General features: G+C 56.2%; 15 protein-coding genes. 5 read left to right on the top strand and 10 right to left on the bottom strand.

The window, feature by feature from the left end; genetic code table 11:
* Nucleotides 1–708 precede the first annotated feature (708 nt).
* A complete protein-coding gene (locus tag KW835_RS13920; RefSeq protein WP_218383309.1) occupies nucleotides 709–1,896 on the bottom strand; it encodes a hypothetical protein in 1,188 nt (395 codons plus the stop codon).
* Nucleotides 1,897–2,350: 454 nt separating this feature from the next.
* Between KW835_RS13920 and KW835_RS13915 the strand changes: the two genes are divergently transcribed.
* The 3 genes from KW835_RS13915 (at nucleotide 2,351) to KW835_RS13905 (ending at nucleotide 6,979) form a co-directional block, all read left to right on the top strand.
* A complete protein-coding gene (locus tag KW835_RS13915) occupies nucleotides 2,351–3,142 on the top strand; it encodes a hypothetical protein (RefSeq protein ID WP_218383308.1) in 792 nt (263 codons plus the stop codon).
* 122 nt (nucleotides 3,143–3,264) lie between these two features.
* The gene (locus tag KW835_RS13910; RefSeq protein ID WP_218383306.1) at nucleotides 3,265–4,509 is read left to right on the top strand and encodes a hypothetical protein; all 1,245 of its coding nucleotides are present in this window, start codon (nucleotides 3,265–3,267) and stop codon (nucleotides 4,507–4,509) included.
* 184 nt (nucleotides 4,510–4,693) lie between these two features.
* Nucleotides 4,694–6,979, top strand: coding sequence for a hypothetical protein (locus tag KW835_RS13905; protein WP_218383304.1), 2,286 nt, complete (start codon nucleotides 4,694–4,696; stop codon nucleotides 6,977–6,979).
* Between the two features lie 294 nt (nucleotides 6,980–7,273).
* Here the strand turns inward: KW835_RS13905 and KW835_RS13900 are convergent, their stop codons facing one another.
* The 9 genes from KW835_RS13900 to KW835_RS13860 all read right to left on the bottom strand — a co-directional run bounded on the left by KW835_RS13900 (nucleotide 7,274) and on the right by KW835_RS13860 (nucleotide 13,486).
* Nucleotides 7,274–7,981 (bottom strand): hypothetical protein, encoded by a 708-nt coding sequence (locus KW835_RS13900; RefSeq protein WP_218383298.1) that lies wholly within the window; start codon nucleotides 7,979–7,981, stop codon nucleotides 7,274–7,276.
* 105 nt (nucleotides 7,982–8,086) lie between these two features.
* Nucleotides 8,087–8,407, bottom strand: coding sequence for a hypothetical protein (locus tag KW835_RS13895; protein ID WP_218383297.1), 321 nt, complete (start codon nucleotides 8,405–8,407; stop codon nucleotides 8,087–8,089).
* 109 nt (nucleotides 8,408–8,516) lie between these two features.
* Complete coding sequence (locus tag KW835_RS13890; protein WP_218383296.1) at nucleotides 8,517–8,969, bottom strand: hypothetical protein; 453 nt, start codon at nucleotides 8,967–8,969, stop codon at nucleotides 8,517–8,519.
* A gap of 322 nt (nucleotides 8,970–9,291) precedes the next feature.
* Nucleotides 9,292–9,612 (bottom strand): helix-turn-helix domain-containing protein, encoded by a 321-nt coding sequence (locus KW835_RS13885; protein WP_218383295.1) that lies wholly within the window; start codon nucleotides 9,610–9,612, stop codon nucleotides 9,292–9,294.
* A 3-nt stretch (nucleotides 9,613–9,615) separates the two neighbouring features.
* Nucleotides 9,616–9,996: a type II toxin-antitoxin system RelE/ParE family toxin gene (locus tag KW835_RS13880; protein WP_218383294.1), complete on the bottom strand. Its 381-nt coding sequence runs from the start codon at nucleotides 9,994–9,996 to the stop codon at nucleotides 9,616–9,618.
* Nucleotides 9,993–10,646, bottom strand: coding sequence for a hypothetical protein (locus KW835_RS13875; RefSeq protein WP_218383293.1), 654 nt, complete (start codon nucleotides 10,644–10,646; stop codon nucleotides 9,993–9,995). Before KW835_RS13875 ends, KW835_RS13880 begins: the two co-directional genes overlap by 4 nt.
* A 108-nt stretch (nucleotides 10,647–10,754) precedes the next feature.
* Nucleotides 10,755–11,420, bottom strand: coding sequence for a hypothetical protein (locus tag KW835_RS13870; RefSeq protein ID WP_218383292.1), 666 nt, complete (start codon nucleotides 11,418–11,420; stop codon nucleotides 10,755–10,757).
* 597 nt (nucleotides 11,421–12,017) lie between these two features.
* The gene (locus KW835_RS13865) at nucleotides 12,018–12,632 is read right to left on the bottom strand and encodes a hypothetical protein (RefSeq protein ID WP_218383287.1); all 615 of its coding nucleotides are present in this window, start codon (nucleotides 12,630–12,632) and stop codon (nucleotides 12,018–12,020) included.
* Nucleotides 12,633–12,769: 137 nt separating this feature from the next.
* Nucleotides 12,770–13,486 carry a hypothetical protein gene (locus tag KW835_RS13860; RefSeq protein WP_218383285.1) on the bottom strand — a complete coding sequence of 239 codons (717 nt, stop codon included), beginning with the start codon at nucleotides 13,484–13,486 and terminating at the stop codon, nucleotides 12,770–12,772.
* Nucleotides 13,487–15,191: 1,705 nt separating this feature from the next.
* Here KW835_RS13860 and KW835_RS13855 point away from each other — a divergent pair.
* Nucleotides 15,192–15,869 (top strand): hypothetical protein, encoded by a 678-nt coding sequence (locus KW835_RS13855; RefSeq protein ID WP_218383283.1) that lies wholly within the window; start codon nucleotides 15,192–15,194, stop codon nucleotides 15,867–15,869.
* Nucleotides 15,870–16,076: 207 nt separating this feature from the next.
* Nucleotides 16,077–18,053 carry a nuclease-related domain-containing DEAD/DEAH box helicase gene (locus KW835_RS13850; RefSeq protein WP_218383282.1) on the top strand — a complete coding sequence of 659 codons (1,977 nt, stop codon included), beginning with the start codon at nucleotides 16,077–16,079 and terminating at the stop codon, nucleotides 18,051–18,053.
* Nucleotides 18,054–18,154: the final 101 nt, after the last annotated feature.

Raw genomic sequence — 18,154 nt, 5'->3', positions numbered from 1 at the left:
CCGATTCGGCAAATCACATCGGCTCCAGCGGCAAGAAAGTCCACGGACACCTGGGCTCCACCTAGCCGATCTCCCGTTTGAGATCGAACAGCAGAAACCCAAGCAATGGGTCGGGCACTGGGCACTTGCTTAACTGATGCCAGGGACGCTGCGGGCGCAGGGCCCATGGCCAGTGCTAGTTCAATAGCGTCGTTGAAGGCATCCACGCGACTGACATGGCTGCTTGAATGCACTTCACGAGAGTGCTCCCTATTGCCCCAGTGCAGAGAACAGACGATTGCAGGCATGCCGATTGCAACCGAGTTCACAAACTTAGGAGCCCTCATGCCATCGAAAGGCACCTTTTCACGAAGTGCCTCCTGCCAGTTCAATTCATCATGAAACGGAAGCCCCGCTGCTTGGCCCATAGCGCGCTCGAAAGCTTCGCGTGAAGATCCACATGGCCCTGAGGTCAGTGTCACAGACTTGGAGCCCACCGAGCACTGCAACCGGCACTCGAAGTTTGGCTTTCCAGTTGCCGGCGTGACCAGTCTAAACATAGCCCCAGTCTTTCGCCCAGACCTCTCCGACGCGTAGCGCGACAAGCCCACGCAGAACACCCATCCCAACCTCTCACGGTCGGCGAACCATACTCGCTCGTCTTCAGGTATCTGGTGGAGAACATCTGCCTCTGCAGCCTCACCAAACCCTTGAACAGGGGTCTTGCTTTCAACCATTCACTTCACCAACGAAATCGGCTTCATCAGTCGCGTACTCATCGTCGTAGTCTTCATCCAGAGGGAGCAGACAATGATGCTCTGAATTCCCGCCATACTCATCTCCCGACATGGGAGCTTTCATGAAGGGATAGCTATACAGTGGAACGCTGGGTTGGTGTTTCCTTGCCCCCTCGAACACAGGCAACGGCGGAAGCTCTGGTCCCCACACAAAGCCATCCAACCAATCGCTCCATTCTTCGAAGTGCCTGGACAGTTCCACGTCGCGAAACCAGATGACGGACGATGGATCAATGACCCCTTTTGTATTTAAGAATGCCGCGAAATCAGATCCTCGAAGGCAAGCCAATGCATATCGACTGTGGTCGTATTCCCCACCTGGCGTAGGCATCCAGCGTTGGGATACCACCATGAGTTCATCAGGGCGCGCCATTGCTGCTGCAACCAGTTTGGAGATGGACTTATCGCTTGCTTCTGGATGCTTGGTTCCAAAGTGCCATTCATGTTGAATGCGATTGAGCCTGGGGAAAATCTTTTCCATTGCTTTGCCCGCCGGGAAGCCAGGAACGCACATCGCCAACACGTCGCCATCATCTTCGTAGTGAAAGTTGCTATGGGGACCGCGCAGATAGATTGGAATCTGCGCGCCTATTGCGGGGTCAACGACATAGTGCGGGTACTTTCCCATGGGGCCTAAGATGACCCCCGGACAGACTCGCTGGGGGCGATCAATTTCGGGATACTTTGAGTAGCACTGCTCGCCGAACTCTTCTAGAAGAAGGGACTCGTCAATTTCACCGCGCTCAAATCGCTCAAGTGCTTCGTTCCAAACACAGTACCTTGGGCGCCCGTATTCAGGGGCCAAGGTCGATTGACCAGTCAGTCCCCATGTGCGCACCCAGCGATCAGCCTCGCTTGGCGTGATGCCGATCTTCATGAGCACACCTGCCTGGTGGCAGTACCTGGCCACACGCACAGTCAACCCTGCTTCCTGATCGGAGGGGCTCGGCTGGCCTAGCAGCCCACGTTGCGAGCATTCAAACCACGATGAATAGCCCAAGGCCCGAGCTGTCGCTTCTTGTGCGGCCGAAAGTTTGAGATGGGGGAATGCCTTCGAGAGCTGCTTGGCTTTGAGCTTGGGCAGGTTTCCAGACGAAAAGACGAAAGCGGGGATAGCCATGCGATTCTTCCTGGTTATCGCGGTGACGCTGGCTATCACCACGAGGGAGGATGAATCGTGGAGAGGGTGTGGGGAAGCAATTCTTTGGGGTTCTCGTCAAGATTCTGCACGCCAGCGCAACGGCCCCTAAGTCCGCTTCGGTCTCCTGGACCGAAGCACTAATCATAGTGAGACTGTTAGGAGCTGGCAACAAGGAACAGAGCCCTGTCGATAACCTCATGCTGTGATGGTTGGCTGTGCTGCTACGACAAAGGCAGCGGACTCGGTGGTCAAGTGCATCTGGTTTTTGCAATTGACACCAAGTGCTTTGGTGATGGGGGACGTGCCCGTTCCATGCGAGTCATTCGCCACGTAAATCCAGGCGAACGCCACTTGGCCAGATCTACGCACTTCAAGCGCCGTTTCCGAGCAATACACTCTACCTCTACGTGGCCTGCAGGAAGACAATCACCGCATGACTCTCATCGCAACCGTCGCGGCGACAGGCCTGGAAGTCGAGTCGTTCACCACCACCTCGGATGTCTGGGCTAAATGGCGCAAGCTGCCTATAGGCACTTTTGTCATCGGCCGCCACCGCATACCGGCCATTCTCAAGCGCAGCGTGCGTGGTCTCCAGTTCTTTGCAGCTGCATCAGGCATGGCCGGGGATACAGCCCCCGAATCCATCGAGCACCAAATCGCCAAGATCAAACTGGTGCTCGGGATGCGGGCCGCTGGCCACCAAGCCAGGGTCGAGCAGCCTGGCGCGACACCATCGGGCGAGGAATGGCAGGCAGACGTTTTGGTGCAGACGACACGCGGGCCTCTTGCTGTCGAGGTGCAATTGGCCCAACAGCACTGGGACGCATACTTAAGCAGGACCGCGCGCTACAGGGCCAGCGGCGTTTCAGTCGTGTGGCTGGTGCGCAGTTCGCACCTTGAGGCATTGGCGAGAAGCAAGACGCGGCACCTTGTGGAACTAGGTCTGCCCCCAGAAGCCGCATTGCACCAGGTCATGGATGACATGCCCTGCATCCCCCTTGATGGGCCTGTAGGTGATGAGAGCGGGCAGAGGGTGATCGTCTACCCCGCTGATCGCTCTAAGCCCTTCCTGAGGCTTCCTCTAGCGAATTTCGGTGCCGGCATCGCCTCTGGCGCCCTACACATGGGGGAGAACAGGTATCTGGACGGCTCACGATCATGGCCTGACTGGATGTGGGACACCTCGAAGGTGCCTCGGATACTGCTGCCTCCAAGTTGGTCATGAGCGGATTGGAGCGGCGATTTCCGTAGTCCAGGCCGCATGGAGCCTCGACATCGAGGAATATCGTACGGACCGATGACTGCACTGACGCCACAACGCAGAAGAGTCTTGCATGCGAAAACGGCTTGAAGTACGATGCTGACCGGTTCCGCGACGAGAACCCTCCCGCCCGCAAAGGTAAAGCGCGCCGCATCGTCTCTCCCAAAATTCAGACAATCCACCGTACCCAATGGGCAACGGCAAGCGGGCGTGCCATCAAGCCTATGGAGTTCACGATGGACACCCCTACCCTCTCCACGTTCGATTTCACTGCGGAGCTTTGGCGCTTTATCCGAGGCCGCTTCGCCTTCCAAGCCAAGCAACTGAAGCGAGTGACCGAGCAGCCCTTAGCTCAATGCTACGAAGTGCTTGCCATTGGTCATGGATTCAGCGGTTGGCGAGGAATGTCCAGAGTCCTTGACGCGATGTGCGAGATAGATCGGCTGCACCAAATCACTGAGCATGCAACGGGACTGGATGAATACTTTAAGAAGGAATCTTTGCCGGCCCGACTCGGTGTGACCGTTAACAACCACATTGACGAGATTCATGACGATGAAGAATGCGTGCATTGGAAGACCTTTGAACAGGTTGTGTCGCGCCCCCCTGCCATCAGTGGTGTAGATCACGAAATGGAGGCAATTGAGGGCGCGATCAGTTGTCACCCATTGAGAGCCAGTTTGTTCTTCAAAGCCGCGTGGATAGGCCAGGGAGCCCCTTGGAGTGATGAACTCATGGAAGAGGCATTCGCCTTCGAATCAAACCTTTCTGATCTTTGGGATGGAAGTGAAAGCAAAGCATTTCTTGCTACCAGAGCCATCTTCGGCAGCCATCCCGGGGAACGGACAGGCTACTGGACAGACTCCACGGTGATGGTTGCGGAATTCAACAATGAAGTTGACAGAATTCTTGATTTCAAACGGGCCAGCAGCAAGTATTTGGGTGACTCCGTAAAGGCATATCGACTTGCCAGTGTGAGTGCCCAACTGAGCGTAGCCGAATGGCGCATACGCATGCGAGAAGTCCACAGCGAAGTAATCGACAGCTGCTGGGATAGTTCATTCACCGCTTCGCTGATCCTTGTGAATGCTCCGCACGACGCGCTGATTTCTTTCGATCTGACAAAGGATTCGGCGTCCCAGCGCTATGGCGTGCCGATCCATCAATTCGTGCCCCGAACGCGTGCATACGCTCCATCCTCAGTGAAAGCGGCCCAGCTAGGAGCTTGCATGGCAGACGTTCCAATGATTGAACCTATGACGGCTTCCGACATAGAAGAAGCTGGTCTCACGCCGGGGCAGTGTGATTGGCATCGTGTTTACACCATTTGATCGTGATGTTTTGGGTTAGGGCTTGGGGCGAGACCCGCATGCCCCACGATGTGGACTCGACATCGAGGGCACTCGCAAGGCAGGTCTAAAAACCTTCGAATCACTGATGGCCGTTCCATGGCGGCCATGGGTGCGATTCCTGCGTACCATGCGCAATGCAGCCACAACATCAAGGATAGCTTTCATGACTCACCGCCCGCCGCGAGCGCAAGGACTTGCTGCCAATGTTTCCAATCCTGTGGCAGCGAAGCTGGCGCACGAGATCAACAACGGTGGCGACGTGCGCACGCTGGTCAAAGAGGCCATTGTTGACGCGCAAATTCACAAGGACTGGTCGCGAGTTGTAGCAATCGAAAACAGCCTGCAGCGGGTCGATGACCGCACGATAGCCCGACATCTGGGCGCTGTGGGAACGCGGGCCGTTGTGGTGAGCCGTATTGATGGGGGCAGTCTGGCTGCGCGGATTCCGGAGGGATACCAGCACGGGCTTGCGTGGTTGGTCTGCCTGCTGTTCGTGCGGTTGGATTCGGACTTGGTGGCCGCAGGTGCCATCGCCAAAGCTTTCTGGAGCAAAGCCACTGAGGCCAGTGGGTTCGGTGTTGATTGGGGACCCGCCCCCATGTGCTTGCCCCCTCTCGCGTTCGGAGGCCCAATGCGAATCACGATAACGGAGGCGGTGGGTAGGGGAGATCTGGGGCACCTTTACGGAGTCGGAGATTTTGCGGCCAGGGCCGTTGAGGCCCAAGCGCGAGCTTCGACCGGGGACAGCTCCAGCCTGGCGCACATCCTCTGGGGAACTGTGGTCACTGGCACGAACGAGCCGCTTGCGGATCTGTTCAACGAGGAGATTTGGTGCCCAGGCTTCGACCATATAGCTCTAGCCCCAGAAATGACGCGTTTGCTGGCCGAGGCCGCAACCAAATTCGACGGGGATACGTATATCCATCCCGAGTGCCTCTCAGCGACCGCTGCCAATGAGTTTGCCCGCCGCATGGTTAACGAGCAGGTGATCAGCAACGTGGTGGAAGGGCGCCTGAGATCCCAGCTTGGCGAACAACTCGAAGGTGCGTCAGCGCGGATCACCAAGCTGGTCCCCAATGGCCTTCCCTACATGGACCAGTTGCTGATATCCATCTGGACACGTGCGAACATCCTAGTCCAATCGCTGCGAATACCCCGCTCAGGCAATCCGCTGGAAGTAGACGCTGGAATCATCGCTGACTTCTGCCGCGCCCAAGGCATCAAGAACGTCGCTATGCCGGAACTGGCCTCGCCGATTGGCGCCAACGACTATCCTGGGCATGTGGTCGGCCAGGATGGTGCCATGGTCAAGATCGGTGTTGCTGGCGTTGGCGACGCCTCTTCCTTGATTCAGAGCCTGGACTGGGAGGACCCGGAAGTCGATGGCGACCTTACGGGCGTTGAAAAGCTGCCCTTTATTCTCGTCATCGAGAAATATGGTGTCATGACATCGCTCGGTCGCCACTATCAGCCTCAGGTGTGGCAAGCCTTCAAGGAGTCCCTTAGCCGCGCTGGCGATCCAATTGCGCTCATGAAGAACGACATGGCACGGTTCTGGCGGGGGAGTCCAGACGATCTGCCGTGGGCAATGCACGCATATGAACGTGCGCTACTCCCGGAGCGTGCCCATGCCTTGGCTGCGCAGTTCAAGCTGGCTGGCGGGGCTGTCGTTCAGGTAACTCCAGGGCTCGTTGAGATCCTGCAGAACACAGATATTGGCGAGGACTGCCCTTCTCAATTCCTGCAGGGTGGATTCGATGTGATGTACTTGGTGTTCCGGGCGCCCACGCAAGCCTATTCCGATGAGAGCGACGATGAAGATTTTGACGAGGCGTTCTTGATCGACGGCGTTCTGGCTCAGCGCTGGGAAGAGGCAGGCGTTCAGCACCTGCAGCTAGATACATTCATCACCAGTGGCCCTGCGGATGGATCAGCCCCTTTCCTGATGGAAGTTGCCACCCTGAACGTGGTCGTCGGGGATGCGTCCACCCTGGCGGATTTGCACAGCCAGATGGACCTTGCAGACGGGCTGCTAAAACAAGCTCTGGACCTGTACGCTGGGGTTATGCTCTACATGAACTCACGCGATGCGCGGGTGCAGCGCAAGGACGAGCACGCCGAGGCGGCTGCGGCACTTGCGGCACTCAACCGCAAGAAGAGGCGCAAGGAGCACTACCAAAGACTCAATTCGAGCGTAGACGCGATCCATGTGGGGCCCGAGACGGTTGGTGCTGTGGGGGAAGGTTTGGCCCTCTCTCATGGGCGCCATGGTGTGAAGCCGCACTACCGTCGCGGTTTCGTGCGGTTCAATCAGCGATTCGGCAAGGGGCTACTGCAGACCCGACCTGTGCTGATCCCCCCAGTCCTGGTCAATGCGCACAAGCTCGCCGGTGATGCTCCAGGCAAAAAACAATATGTGGTCGGTGCCGGCAGGATTGATGCGCAATAGACGATTCGACCACGCATTGAACGGACACACCACACGCGCCAGTGTCCTGCGTGTGTGCTGCAGGGTGACCCCCACATGACACATGGGGGACCATCGGTACCTTGACGGCTCGCGATCATGGCAAGACTGGATGTGGGACACCTCAAAGATGCCCCGGATACTGCTGCCTACAAGTTGGTTATGCGCTGATGGGAGCGTTCCCGGCCGTACGCCTCATCGACACCTGGGAATATTTAAAAGCAACGCCCAAAAAAACCCCCAGTCTTTCGACTGAGGGTATTTGCTGGACTGGCATCAGATGCCAGGGCTGGGCGAATCACAAGCCTGTTTCAAAGGCTCAAGAATCCCCCTTTCACGAAGTTGGCGAGCGATCTCATCGTTCGCGTAGTCCGTTTGTTCATCCAGGTCGTCGCCTGTCAGCGCCGCCTGTTCTACCAGGTCGAAGTCCAGGTCACCATGGATCTCGTTCGCCATCGAGTCGAAGGACTTGCCTTTGGCATTCGCCACCGCGAGTGAATTGCTTCGAAGCACGTTTTCCACGTCCTCGACCGTAGGTTCATAGGCGGCGGCGCCACGCGCCTGGCGAGGCAATGGCTCATCAGGATTTGACACCCTTACCTGGTGCTCAGCATTCAGTTTCTCCAGTTGCTCTTGTGGCATGCACCCAAAAATTGAGCCCAGTGCGTCCTGGGCATAGACCTTAGCCAACGCCCCTGTTTGAGGGTCAAATCGTACCGTCAAGCCCAACCGAGTGGATGTATTCTTCCTGCTATCACGAGTTTCAATTCCCACATACACCTCACGACTTCGCTCGTGCCCTGCAGCATAGAATTCCCAGTCGCTAACCCCCACTACGACCACGCCTTCACCAAAGTTGTAGGCCTCAAAAGCCCTGTCGGCCATGGCAGCTTGCATCCTTCCTCTAAGCATGTCGTTGCGCTCGACTTGCGCGGGGTCGGAGAGTTGATTCACTGCTACTTCACGCTCCACGTTTCCTTGCATTTACCGTTTCCTTTGTGAAAGAGACGGACACCGGCCCTGTGGGCAACTCGTGCCCGTCAGGGTGATGAAAGATCCCTCAGCCGAAAACCGAGAGAGACAACTTGGTCAATGGGCCCAGTTCTTGCGCCCGTACCTCACGCCGAGCACCATGATTTGGTCCCTCGCATCGATTGGGACATCCAGGCGGCCGCCACCCGCCAATACCAAGCTGCAATAACCGCATTGACCGGTTGAACTCGAATCAAAACTAGAGATGTGAAACTTCCACGGCCCAGTACCGCCCTCGCGAGACTGGTAGTAGCCGTGAAAATTTCTGACTTCCCAATTTCCGATCCAGCGAGTCTCACCTTCCGCTAGAGCAGTTGGAGCGCTCGACTGAGTTTCCAAGGATTCGCCCAGGTCGAGCGATCCTTTGTTGGTTTGCACGTTCACTATCATTTTCCGTTCACCTAGAGTTGAGACGGACACCTGCCCAGCGGGCGTCTGGTGCCCATCGGGAGGGTTATAGGCGTGTGCCTGTTGTCTGCTGATCTGCCTACGCCGTAGGCCAGATGTCCGCGAAGAGAGTTACGCAAACGTCCCTGCCGCTGTAAGTCGCGGACTCCGCATAAACATAGAATCGCTGGGTTTTCAACCCTGCTCTCTCAGCCTCTGCGATCGCTGCTTGGTAGTGGCCTCGCCCGAAGTCCCCATTGACGACGATGATGCCGACATTGGTCTTCAGGTGCTCTGCCGCCAATAGCTGGAACCCGTCGAGTACCCGGAGGTACTTCTCCTCATACACCGTGTCGAGCACACGGGCCTTCAGACTCGCCGTAGGTATTCCTGGCAGCTCCGTGCCCGAAACATTACACGCCTTGCGAGTGGTCATGCCAGATTGGAGACTATGTTGTCGCATCCCGTCAGGCGCGCCGTCATGGACCGTGATGTGGCTCTCAATCGGATAGACCAGACCCCACTTGCCGCCCCCTATAGGTTCTGCGGACATTTGGTGCAGTTGGTGCGAGCACTTGTGCCTGCAGGCCTCCGCTTCCGTATCGAACCGAGTTTTTGTCATTTGCCGCGTCCTTCGAAGAAGAGACGGACCCTCGCCCCCAGGGCAAAGATGCCCGTCAGGGTTGAAAATGGCTTTCGCCTTGGAATGCTGATTTGCCAGAATGACACGGCCAGCTGCCGATCAATCCACCAGCAAAATGCTGGAGGGAAGAATCTGCTTTCCAAAACGCTCATTCCGAGCGCTTGGGAAAATAGGTAGATCGAGGGCCCGAAGCGAACCCCGACTCCTTTCGGAATGGGGTTCGGGTTTAGGTCTAGGCGAACGCTAGCTTGATCTTGCCCGAGCCTTGCCGCTTGGTCTTGCCCACGGTGATAGTGACATCGTGGCCAAGCCTTGCAATTAGCTCAAGCATCTTCGCTTCACTCACTCCGCGAAACTGGCCGCGAGTGATCTTAGACACCTTCGCCTGATCGATATCAAGCAAGGCGGCTGCGGCTTCCTGGGTAAGCCGACGAGCCTTGATGGCCCGTGCGATTTCTGCCGCCAGTGTGGCCTTCCGCTGCATTCCAGCGGCGTCCGTGTAACCGAGGTCGGCGTACACGTTGGTGCTGCCAACTTCAATTTCGACAGTCATTTTTCAGTTTCCTTTTGCTTGTTTGGACCAAGCGACATGGTCTTCCTGCGCGTCGAACAACCTTGACCTGATGAGATCAACATCCGGCTTGGGTGTTTCGACGCCTTTGGTCGATTTCTTCTGGAAGCAGTGCAGAACATAGATCCAATGGGCCAGCCGCACCGTGTACACGGCGCGATAGGTGCCACCTTCATCGCACTCCACGACCTCCAATACACCGGCCGAGCCAAAGCCCTTCAGCGGCTTGGCCGCATCGTGCTTCAGCCCAGACTGGGCCAGCCCTAGAGCGAACCCAAAAACGTCTTGAACGTCCTCGGGCATCGCCTTGAGATCCTTCTTTGATGAACCCACCCATTTGATGGGTTTGCGGGGCGGGTGAATCATCGGGAATTATGCCCATATTGGCATACCGCTTCAACCGCCCGCTGGTTCGATGGTCTTTGAGGTCCGATTCCAAACACCTCTGCCTGTTCAGCGTCGAGCACCGTCGTCATAGAAACCACTGAATCACCGGGCAGTTCGTAACGAACGTCCGCGAGAAGCGCCACGTGAAACTCCGGATCCCCCTCACCATCGGCCGCTTGCAACCTCAGCGCTGCCGCGCCAAATGCGTGCACTGGATCAGTCGCTTCGACGCGAATCTCAAAGAAGTTGCCGTTTTCGTGCGCCCCCAGTACCTTGTACTCGCGCATAGCACTCGCAGCGATCTCGGGACATGGTGCGGAACCCCCATTCGTTTGCGGGATAGCGGCTCGATCAGACATCGCTCCCCAGACCTGCCCGTTCCCGTCGATGGCGGTCGCCTCGACCAAAGAGCCCGATTCGGGGTCAAATCGGACGGTGAAGGTCAGCACCGAGCGAGGTGCCGGCCCGTCGTCTTCACGCTCAGTTTCCACGAAAACCTTTCGCTTCCGCTCATCGCCGGGGGTGGTGTACTCCCAGCCAGACGTGTCCGTCACCTCGACGCTACTTCCGAAGTCGTAGTCAGCGAAGGCCTTGTCCGCCTGTTCTGCCTGGTCCTTGCGCTTGCTCATATTTCCGTTTCCTCTTTTGGTAAGAAGACGGGTGCCCGGCCACAATGGGCAGCGGGTGCCCGTCATGGGTTGGTTGTTGACCTACCGCAGCATTGCTGTTGGGTCTTGCTATTCGCGGGTAGTGTTGACGTCGCGAACGATGTATTCCGCGAGGACCTCAGACACTGGGACCCGCTTGGCGGCGTCGCTGAAGTAGATGCCGGCGTAGCCCCCATCACGGATACCCGCCGCCTGTTGCAGGCGCAGGCATCCTGCGTTGATGGCGTCTTCCAGGGCCTCGGGCAGAGCCGAATTGAGGTCGTCGATCAACTTCGCCAGCGTGGGGCTGATCCCCCAACACTCCATCGGGTCCACCTTGTTCATCAGCCCTACATCGAGGTGGGGCTTCACAACGAAGTAGCCATGGGCGCTCACACCAAGTTCTGGCCCGTCATCACCCATGGTCCACTCCAACTCCATGGGGAGTTGCGACGCGGGCAAGGGATCGATAGATGGAGTGGGTTGGTCGGAAACGCTGGCTTCGCCGTGAGGTGTGTTCCAGGCGAACCCACCAGCTTGGAGCTGGTCTATCACCGGGGCCAACGCCTCCCACAGAGCGTCTGCGTCGCACGATGCATGGATCGCGAGGACCTGCTCCTCGGTCAGCTCCTCGCGATCGCGAATCACCTGTACCAGAGCCGCCAGCACACACCCCGTGTCTTTATCGTCCTCGACCTCCCTGCTGCAGTTTGGGCAGCTAGCAGCATGGGCCTTGCCACCTTGTTTCTTGCTCATATCGTCCGTTCTCCAGAGAAGCGACGGACACCTAGACCCTGTGGGGCATGCGGCGCCCGTCAGGGTTGAAAATGGCTTTCGCCGTTGAATGCTGTATCGCCAAAGGCGCGGTCAGCTACCGCATCAATCCACAGCGCTAGGCTGTGACGTGAAATCGCTTTCCTGAGCGCCCACTACGGAGGCGCTCAGGGAAGCACTGAAGCCCCCCGCAGGGGTCCTCAGGCCCTCTTTGTTTTCGCTGCACGCAGGGGTCCGCGAAATCCACTAAACCGTGGAATGATTTAGCACCCCGGCGCATGCGGCAGGTCCACCAGCATTGCTGGGTTCCACCAACGCTTGGAATGCTCTATTTGGCGATGCCAGCGAGATATCTTGGTAGCAAGGGTCCGAGCAGTTGATCCACGATGGCCGTGGCGCCGTCACGTCCCCCGAAGGCAACGAAATGGCGTGGCCCCCCGTCATCACAGTGCAAACACATCGCCCGAGGGTTGTGCTGGATCCTCACTGCCTCGGAGATGCCCCAGCGTGGGTGATACGGCACCACAGCGAGCGCAACGTGACCGCCCACTTGGTCTTCCCTCGTGGCTACCCATTCATTCATCGCGCCCTCCCGAAAGCTGCAGTAGCCAATGCTGGCTTCGACGCTCCCCGAACCATGCGCAATGAAATCGCTGCATTGAGGCGGCGGACAACCTCCTCAGCCAGGACTTCTACCGAGCTCACCCGGGACAAGAACCGCTCTCCCTCGATCAGTGACTTGTTCATGCCCCAGAACGGGCGCCCTTGGTCTACCCAAAGCGCTGCGCCATAGCCGGGGTTGTATCTCCGCGTGACCCGAGCCGTGCGGCCCTTTTCCCGGAAATGAAGCTCAGGGTGAAAGAACCGCGCCTCGATCATCAGCTGGTACTCGTCGGCCGCATCCACTACCTGAGGGCCAGCATGGACCCCCAAGCCGGAATCAGCGGAGCGAACTGCACAGCCATTCCACCAGCTCAGGTTATGCCTAACACCCAGGGCAGGACAGTCGTTGCGAAACGAATGACCAGCTGGAAGCTGTACTTGCGAGGCAACGAGTGCAGCGAAGTGAGTGAAGTCGTCGCCGATCTTCGCCCTTGCTTCCTCGATGCCCAGTGGGTCTTCTTTCGATCCGTAACCCAATGGTGAGGTCTTATCGACGTCACAAGTCAGGCCTTGTTGGTTTGCGTTGCTCATGTCAATCTCCTTGAAGAGTCGAGCAACGCACCCCAGGGGCGGCAGGTGCCCGACAGGGGTTTATGAAAGGGGGTTTGCCCGCCTCAGCTCGGGCCGAATGGGTGAAGCTACCAGCCCACAGTGCATCTCGTGGCGCTTCACATCAGTGCGTTAGTGATTTGCTCCCGCAGCTGATGCCAGGCCTGGAGATAGCCCCCCAGTTGCCAGCCCGAAGTTCTGCCTGCAGCGACCCAGGTAAGGCCCAAGTCTGCGTCAGGGCGTAGGTCAACAGCTGAGTGGCCGCCCTCGCGCTCAATGCGCGGCGTGTAGATCTCGCACGCTTCGGCATATGTTGCACGCTGGTCGTCAACCTCCATATCGGCCACGTCGCCAAGGTAGACCACCCAGTCGCTATGTGGGTCAAAGAAACCCGGCACTTCCGCCAGTTTGTTCTCGCTGGTGAAAGCGACTTTGCTGAGCCAAGCCTTGTCGCAATCGGGGATTGCAACGGAGGCTTCTGCGAGCATCCCTGAGGTAACGAGCCCCGCGACTTCGTCGATGGTTCTCACTGTTTGGGCTCCAACCCGATAGAGCACTGCGACTGGCAGGTCCTCACCGTAACTGTCGTCGTCCCAGAAGAACTCCGCGAGGATGTACACGAACTGCCGTACCGGCGCAGTGATGGCGCTGGGCGCACCCCGTGCCGCAGTTTCGGCAACGGGCAGTGCGGAGCGCAGGCGGTTCATGCCCCAGTTGGCCGGCATGTTGTCCGCTACCAGATCGGGGTGGGTGGCCCGGATTCCCTCAAGAACCTGCATTGCCACGCGAGCGGCTGCGATGACCGATTCCGAGTTGTGCTTGTTGAATCTTTCCATGTCTTTCTCCTATGAGATCGACAGGCACCTGCGCCCTTGGGGCGTGGTCGCCCGTCAGGGTTGGTTTCGGCGAGTTGCCGTTGAATCGCTGGTACCCGGACTGGGCGTCGGCCAGCACCGTTGCAGCCGCCCGCGTCTTGCGGTGGGCTGGCGTTCGAATTCTCCTCGCGGCAAAATGACGTTTGCCGGCGCCAACGTTGCCCGCTGCTAAAGGGCCGAAGGAGCTACCTGACAGGGCGGCGCACGCCGCACGCGTAGGCGGTCCAGAGGCTTGTAGAAGCTACTCCACGTGCCGTCATTGGCATGGAAGCCTACGGAGCCATCGCTGCGAGCGTGGCTGATCTCCTCGACAACGACATCCTGCGGTGGATTGGCGAAGCACAGCGTATCGCCGACCTGCACCGAGGACGCACTGACAAAGACTTTTGGCTTTACTGGGTTGGGGGGCATTTCATTCCTCGTGGAACGGCGAGCACCTGCCCTTGGGCAACGAGGCCCGCCAGGGTTGAGATCGGCAAGAGCCGGATGAACGCTGAGTCGCCCTCCCGTTGGGGGGGCACGGCCAGCTGCCGTATCAAACAGTCCGCAGTACGCAGGGGCTCAAAGCTTTACTTTCCAGAACGCCCAGTGGCGACGCTTTGGAAAGCAACCGAGCCTCGTGTTGAGGCTCGGATGCAATTCGTTGGTGGTTGCCTGCGAAGTGGAACTTCACACCTGCAGGCCTTCGGAGCATTCGAACACTATGTGCCAGTCGGACCTCACCAAAAGGCGGCTCGGCCTCTGGCCACGAGGCCCGGTAGGCCGTTGAGCCACGTCTCGCGGCTCGTTGTAGTGCGATGCGACTGTTCCCGTCCTCATCGCCCCCGTGCACCCGATCCAATTCAACAGGCGGACGTGCCGGAGGCGCGCGCGACCTACTGATTGCCGACCCTACTGTGGTCCGGGTTCAATGGTGGAGTGTTAGGACGTCGTTCTGGCAAGCGCCTCACGCGTGAAGATCCGATCTTCGCCCTGGTGGGAGCCGGAACCACCGAAGGTGGAGGCCGCAGGCCTGTGATGCTGTTTCGCACAAAGGCACGGCCAGCTACCGCTCACCACAGCCATGCGGCTGCTAGGAGGATCCGAGGGTACTAGCCGGTTGGCCTTGCAATGCCATCCGACCGCCTTGGGTCCACGGCAGGCATTGTGCCCCAGATTTAGCCTGGCGGGACAGTTTCCACTTCGTTTGGGCGCTTCTGTTCAGAAGCCCGAGGCGTCACGGAGCCGCAACGGTCCTGAGCGGTACCACATCCCAAACGGTTAGCCAAACCTTCATAACAGCCTTGGCTTAAGCTGCATTGCCCCAAGGAGGTGCCGGGCTTCGGTTCTACAGTGCAAGGCTCAACTAGCTAGTGGGAAAGAACGGTATTTCTTGAGGAGGTTCGAGCAAGCGCATTTGCCATTGCTGGTGGGGCACGCCCTGTCTGACGGGTCGTCACGGACGATCCTCAGTGAGTGTTTTGCGACTTTCAGAGAGCGTTTTTTTGCGCTTGTGGGGACCCAGATGAGTTAACGGGTAAATACATTGACCTCGGTTTAAGAGACTCGAATCCGTTCGAAATGTTGGTTGCTTGAACTCAGCCCTCAGCGCGTGTTGGCTCGTAAGCCATGAGCTTGTGCGGCAGAATTCGGCCGGAAACGGGCATTCGCGTTCGCCTTCGCGACAATGGATGCAAAGAGGATTAAAGGCGCCATCCCAACTTGCTGGTATATTGCTGAACACATCACGTTAGAGCATTTGGGAATGAATATACATTTAGTTAAAAGGCTTGGAATCATGTCTTGTCTAATTTCCGGAAGCCTATGCCCCCTCCAGGCGCAGACTGTCCGACCAGAATCTAGCAGCCTCTCAAGTGCAGCACCATTCGGAGTAGAGATTGGCAAAACCACCTGTCGGCAAGCGGCTAGTGCGCTAAAACCGACCTCCAACAAATTACTCAGACTGGATTCCATTCCGGCCTCTGCTCAGTTAATCCCAGCTGGTTATCCAGGTGCCAGCTTGTTCTACGTTTCATGTGATGGTGGGGGGGATGCACCCGTAACCTATGGTTCTCTATCTATTTTCGGAGGAGACGAACAATACGCTACTGTGGTGTCCGATTTGGCAACAAAATACAAGAAGAACGGACCGATTGAAAGTGGCGGGATGAACGGACTTGAATTCCAGACCAGCAATGGAAATGTTATTGTGTACACTCAAAAAACTTACCAGCCAGCGCCTAGGGAGCTTATGATTGAGGTTCGCTACAACTCTCTAGATGCCATAGAAAAAGATAAAAAGTTTAAACAAAAAAATATCAATGAAAGTCGCGATAAAGAACAAGCTCGCAGAAATGTCCTTTGAGCATTCCTTGTGCGTGCGTTTCTGATTAATTGAGAGAGGCGCCGATAGTTAAGCAATTACATGCCCCATACAAGCTTCAAAAGCCACCAATGCCCGGATCGGCTGTATCTTTGAGAACTGTACCGAATCCAACATGCTGATCAATGGGGACATTGTGAACTATCGCTTTGACCCTGAAACCCAAAGCACCGAAGAAAGAAAAGATCTATGGCAGTGCTCATCCCAGATTTAGAAGCCGCCAAAGCTGCCAAACAAAAACCCACTGCCGGTGAAATCTTCCTACTGGAATTCTTAAGGTCCCACTTTGACGATCAAGTTGAGGTGTACTCCCAGCCCTGCTTTAACGGGGATAAACCAGATATCGTAGTCATGTCCCCCAGAATGGGGGTCATCATTATTGAGGTCAAAGACTGGGATCTAGGCCTCTATAGCATAGACAACAATAACAAGTGGTCCGCTAGCTTATCCACCAGATCGCAAGAAATTTATTCGCCATTTCAACAGGTCTACCGTTACAAGAAAAACTTCTTTGAAATCCACGTAAACGGACTATTAGAAAAAAGCCTGAAAAGTGATAAATTTTTTAGAATCATTAAAACCTACGTTTACTTTCATAACGGCAGCAAGACGGCTCTTGACCGTCTATATCAGCCACACTTAGATCGGCTTCACGAGGAATCTCGCGAGAATGCGCAACGGCTCAAAGCCGAACCCAGTAATTTCGATGCGTACGAAAAGAAGCGCGAATGGATTGAGCGTGGCAAACGCATGTTTGAACGCGATCTTTCTTTGTCACTGTATCGGGACAAGCTGAAAAAGATTGCCTTCCCCATTGCTGCCAAAGACAGTCTCTTCGAAGAGTCGGTCTACATCGAGTTCAAGCGGCTTCTCAACCCACCCTATCACTACGCCAGTGAAGGAAAGCCGCCCACCTACTCGGAGAAACAAGCCAAACTGATCCAAAGCAAGGGCGAAGCCCGCGCAAAGATTTGCGGCCTCGCAGGATCAGGCAAGACGGTGGTTCTAGCGGGAAGAGCGGTGAATGCGCACAAGCGCCACGGTGGCAGGGTGTTGATCTTGACCTTCAACATCACTCTAGGCAGCTATATCCACGACAAGATTAGTGCCGTGCGCGAGGACTTCCCTTGGTCCGCGTTTGATATTAGCAACTACCACCGGTTCATCACCGTCGCATTAAATAACTCGGAGATCAATGTCGTCATTCCACAACACCTGCAATACGACGGCAAAGACTCTTCTACCGCAAGGCGTATTGCTGCTGAGCGTGATCAGTACTTGGAAGCGACCTACTACAGCAATCAAACTGTCTTTGAAGGCAGAGCAATCAAGACGGTTTATGACACCATTCTGATAGACGAAATTCAAGATTACAAGCCCGAGTGGATCAAAATGATTCGCTCGAACTTCCTCACTGAAGATGGGGAGATGCTGCTTTTCGGAGATGAAAAGCAGAATATCTACAAACGAGCATTAGATGGAGAGCGGCGCTCCAAGGTAGTGGAAGGCTTTGGCCCATGGATAAAACTGACTAAGAGCTATCGCTACACTTTAGAATCCCCGATCATCCCCTTGGTTGAATCATTTCAAAACGCATTCCTGGATCAAGATTATGAGGTTGATGTAGACGAGTCTTTTCAATTGAGTCTTACAAACATTGGCATTCAAGCTTACACTGCGTTTGATAGACAAAACATGGAAGGGCTTGCTTCTCATATCGTTAGGATCGCCAAGGAACACTCTATCCACCCAAACGACATTTCTATCATCTCATCGCAAGAAATCATCTTGCAACAGCTTGACCATGTTCTAAGAACATCTGATGCACATAAGGAGCGCACACTTTGCACATTCCCTTCATTAGAGGTATCGGAGCATCCAAAATACTCCAGGAAGTATCAGGAAATTAGCGCCTCCAAGAAGAAGGGTTTCAATCTCAATAGCGGCGTCATGAAGCTTAGTTCTACGCATAGCTTCAAGGGCTTTGAGTCTCCCTTGATCTTCTTGCTTGTAAACAACAATGATAGCCCTGAAATGGTATTTACAGGATTGACCCGAGCAAAGGAGAATTTGGTGGCCTTCGTGGAGAACGAAAGTCGCTATCTGGATTTTTTTACAAAGCATTTAGCCAGGCTAGACGTTCCTGTATCGGCGTCCCCCAATTGATGCGGAAACCCATAAAATGCAAAAAGCCCAGCCGGTTCCAAACGGAAACGAGCTGGGCTCTAGGTTTTCGAAACGAGTCTTGAGCACGGGCTAAGGGCCTG

Origin of the sequence: Acidovorax sp. sic0104, assembly GCF_019219095.1 — a bacterium.
Classification (GTDB): Bacteria; Pseudomonadota; Gammaproteobacteria; order Burkholderiales; family Burkholderiaceae_C; genus Acidovorax.
Note: the sequence above shows the minus strand (reverse complement) of the source record. Positions and strands in the feature narration are given on the sequence as shown.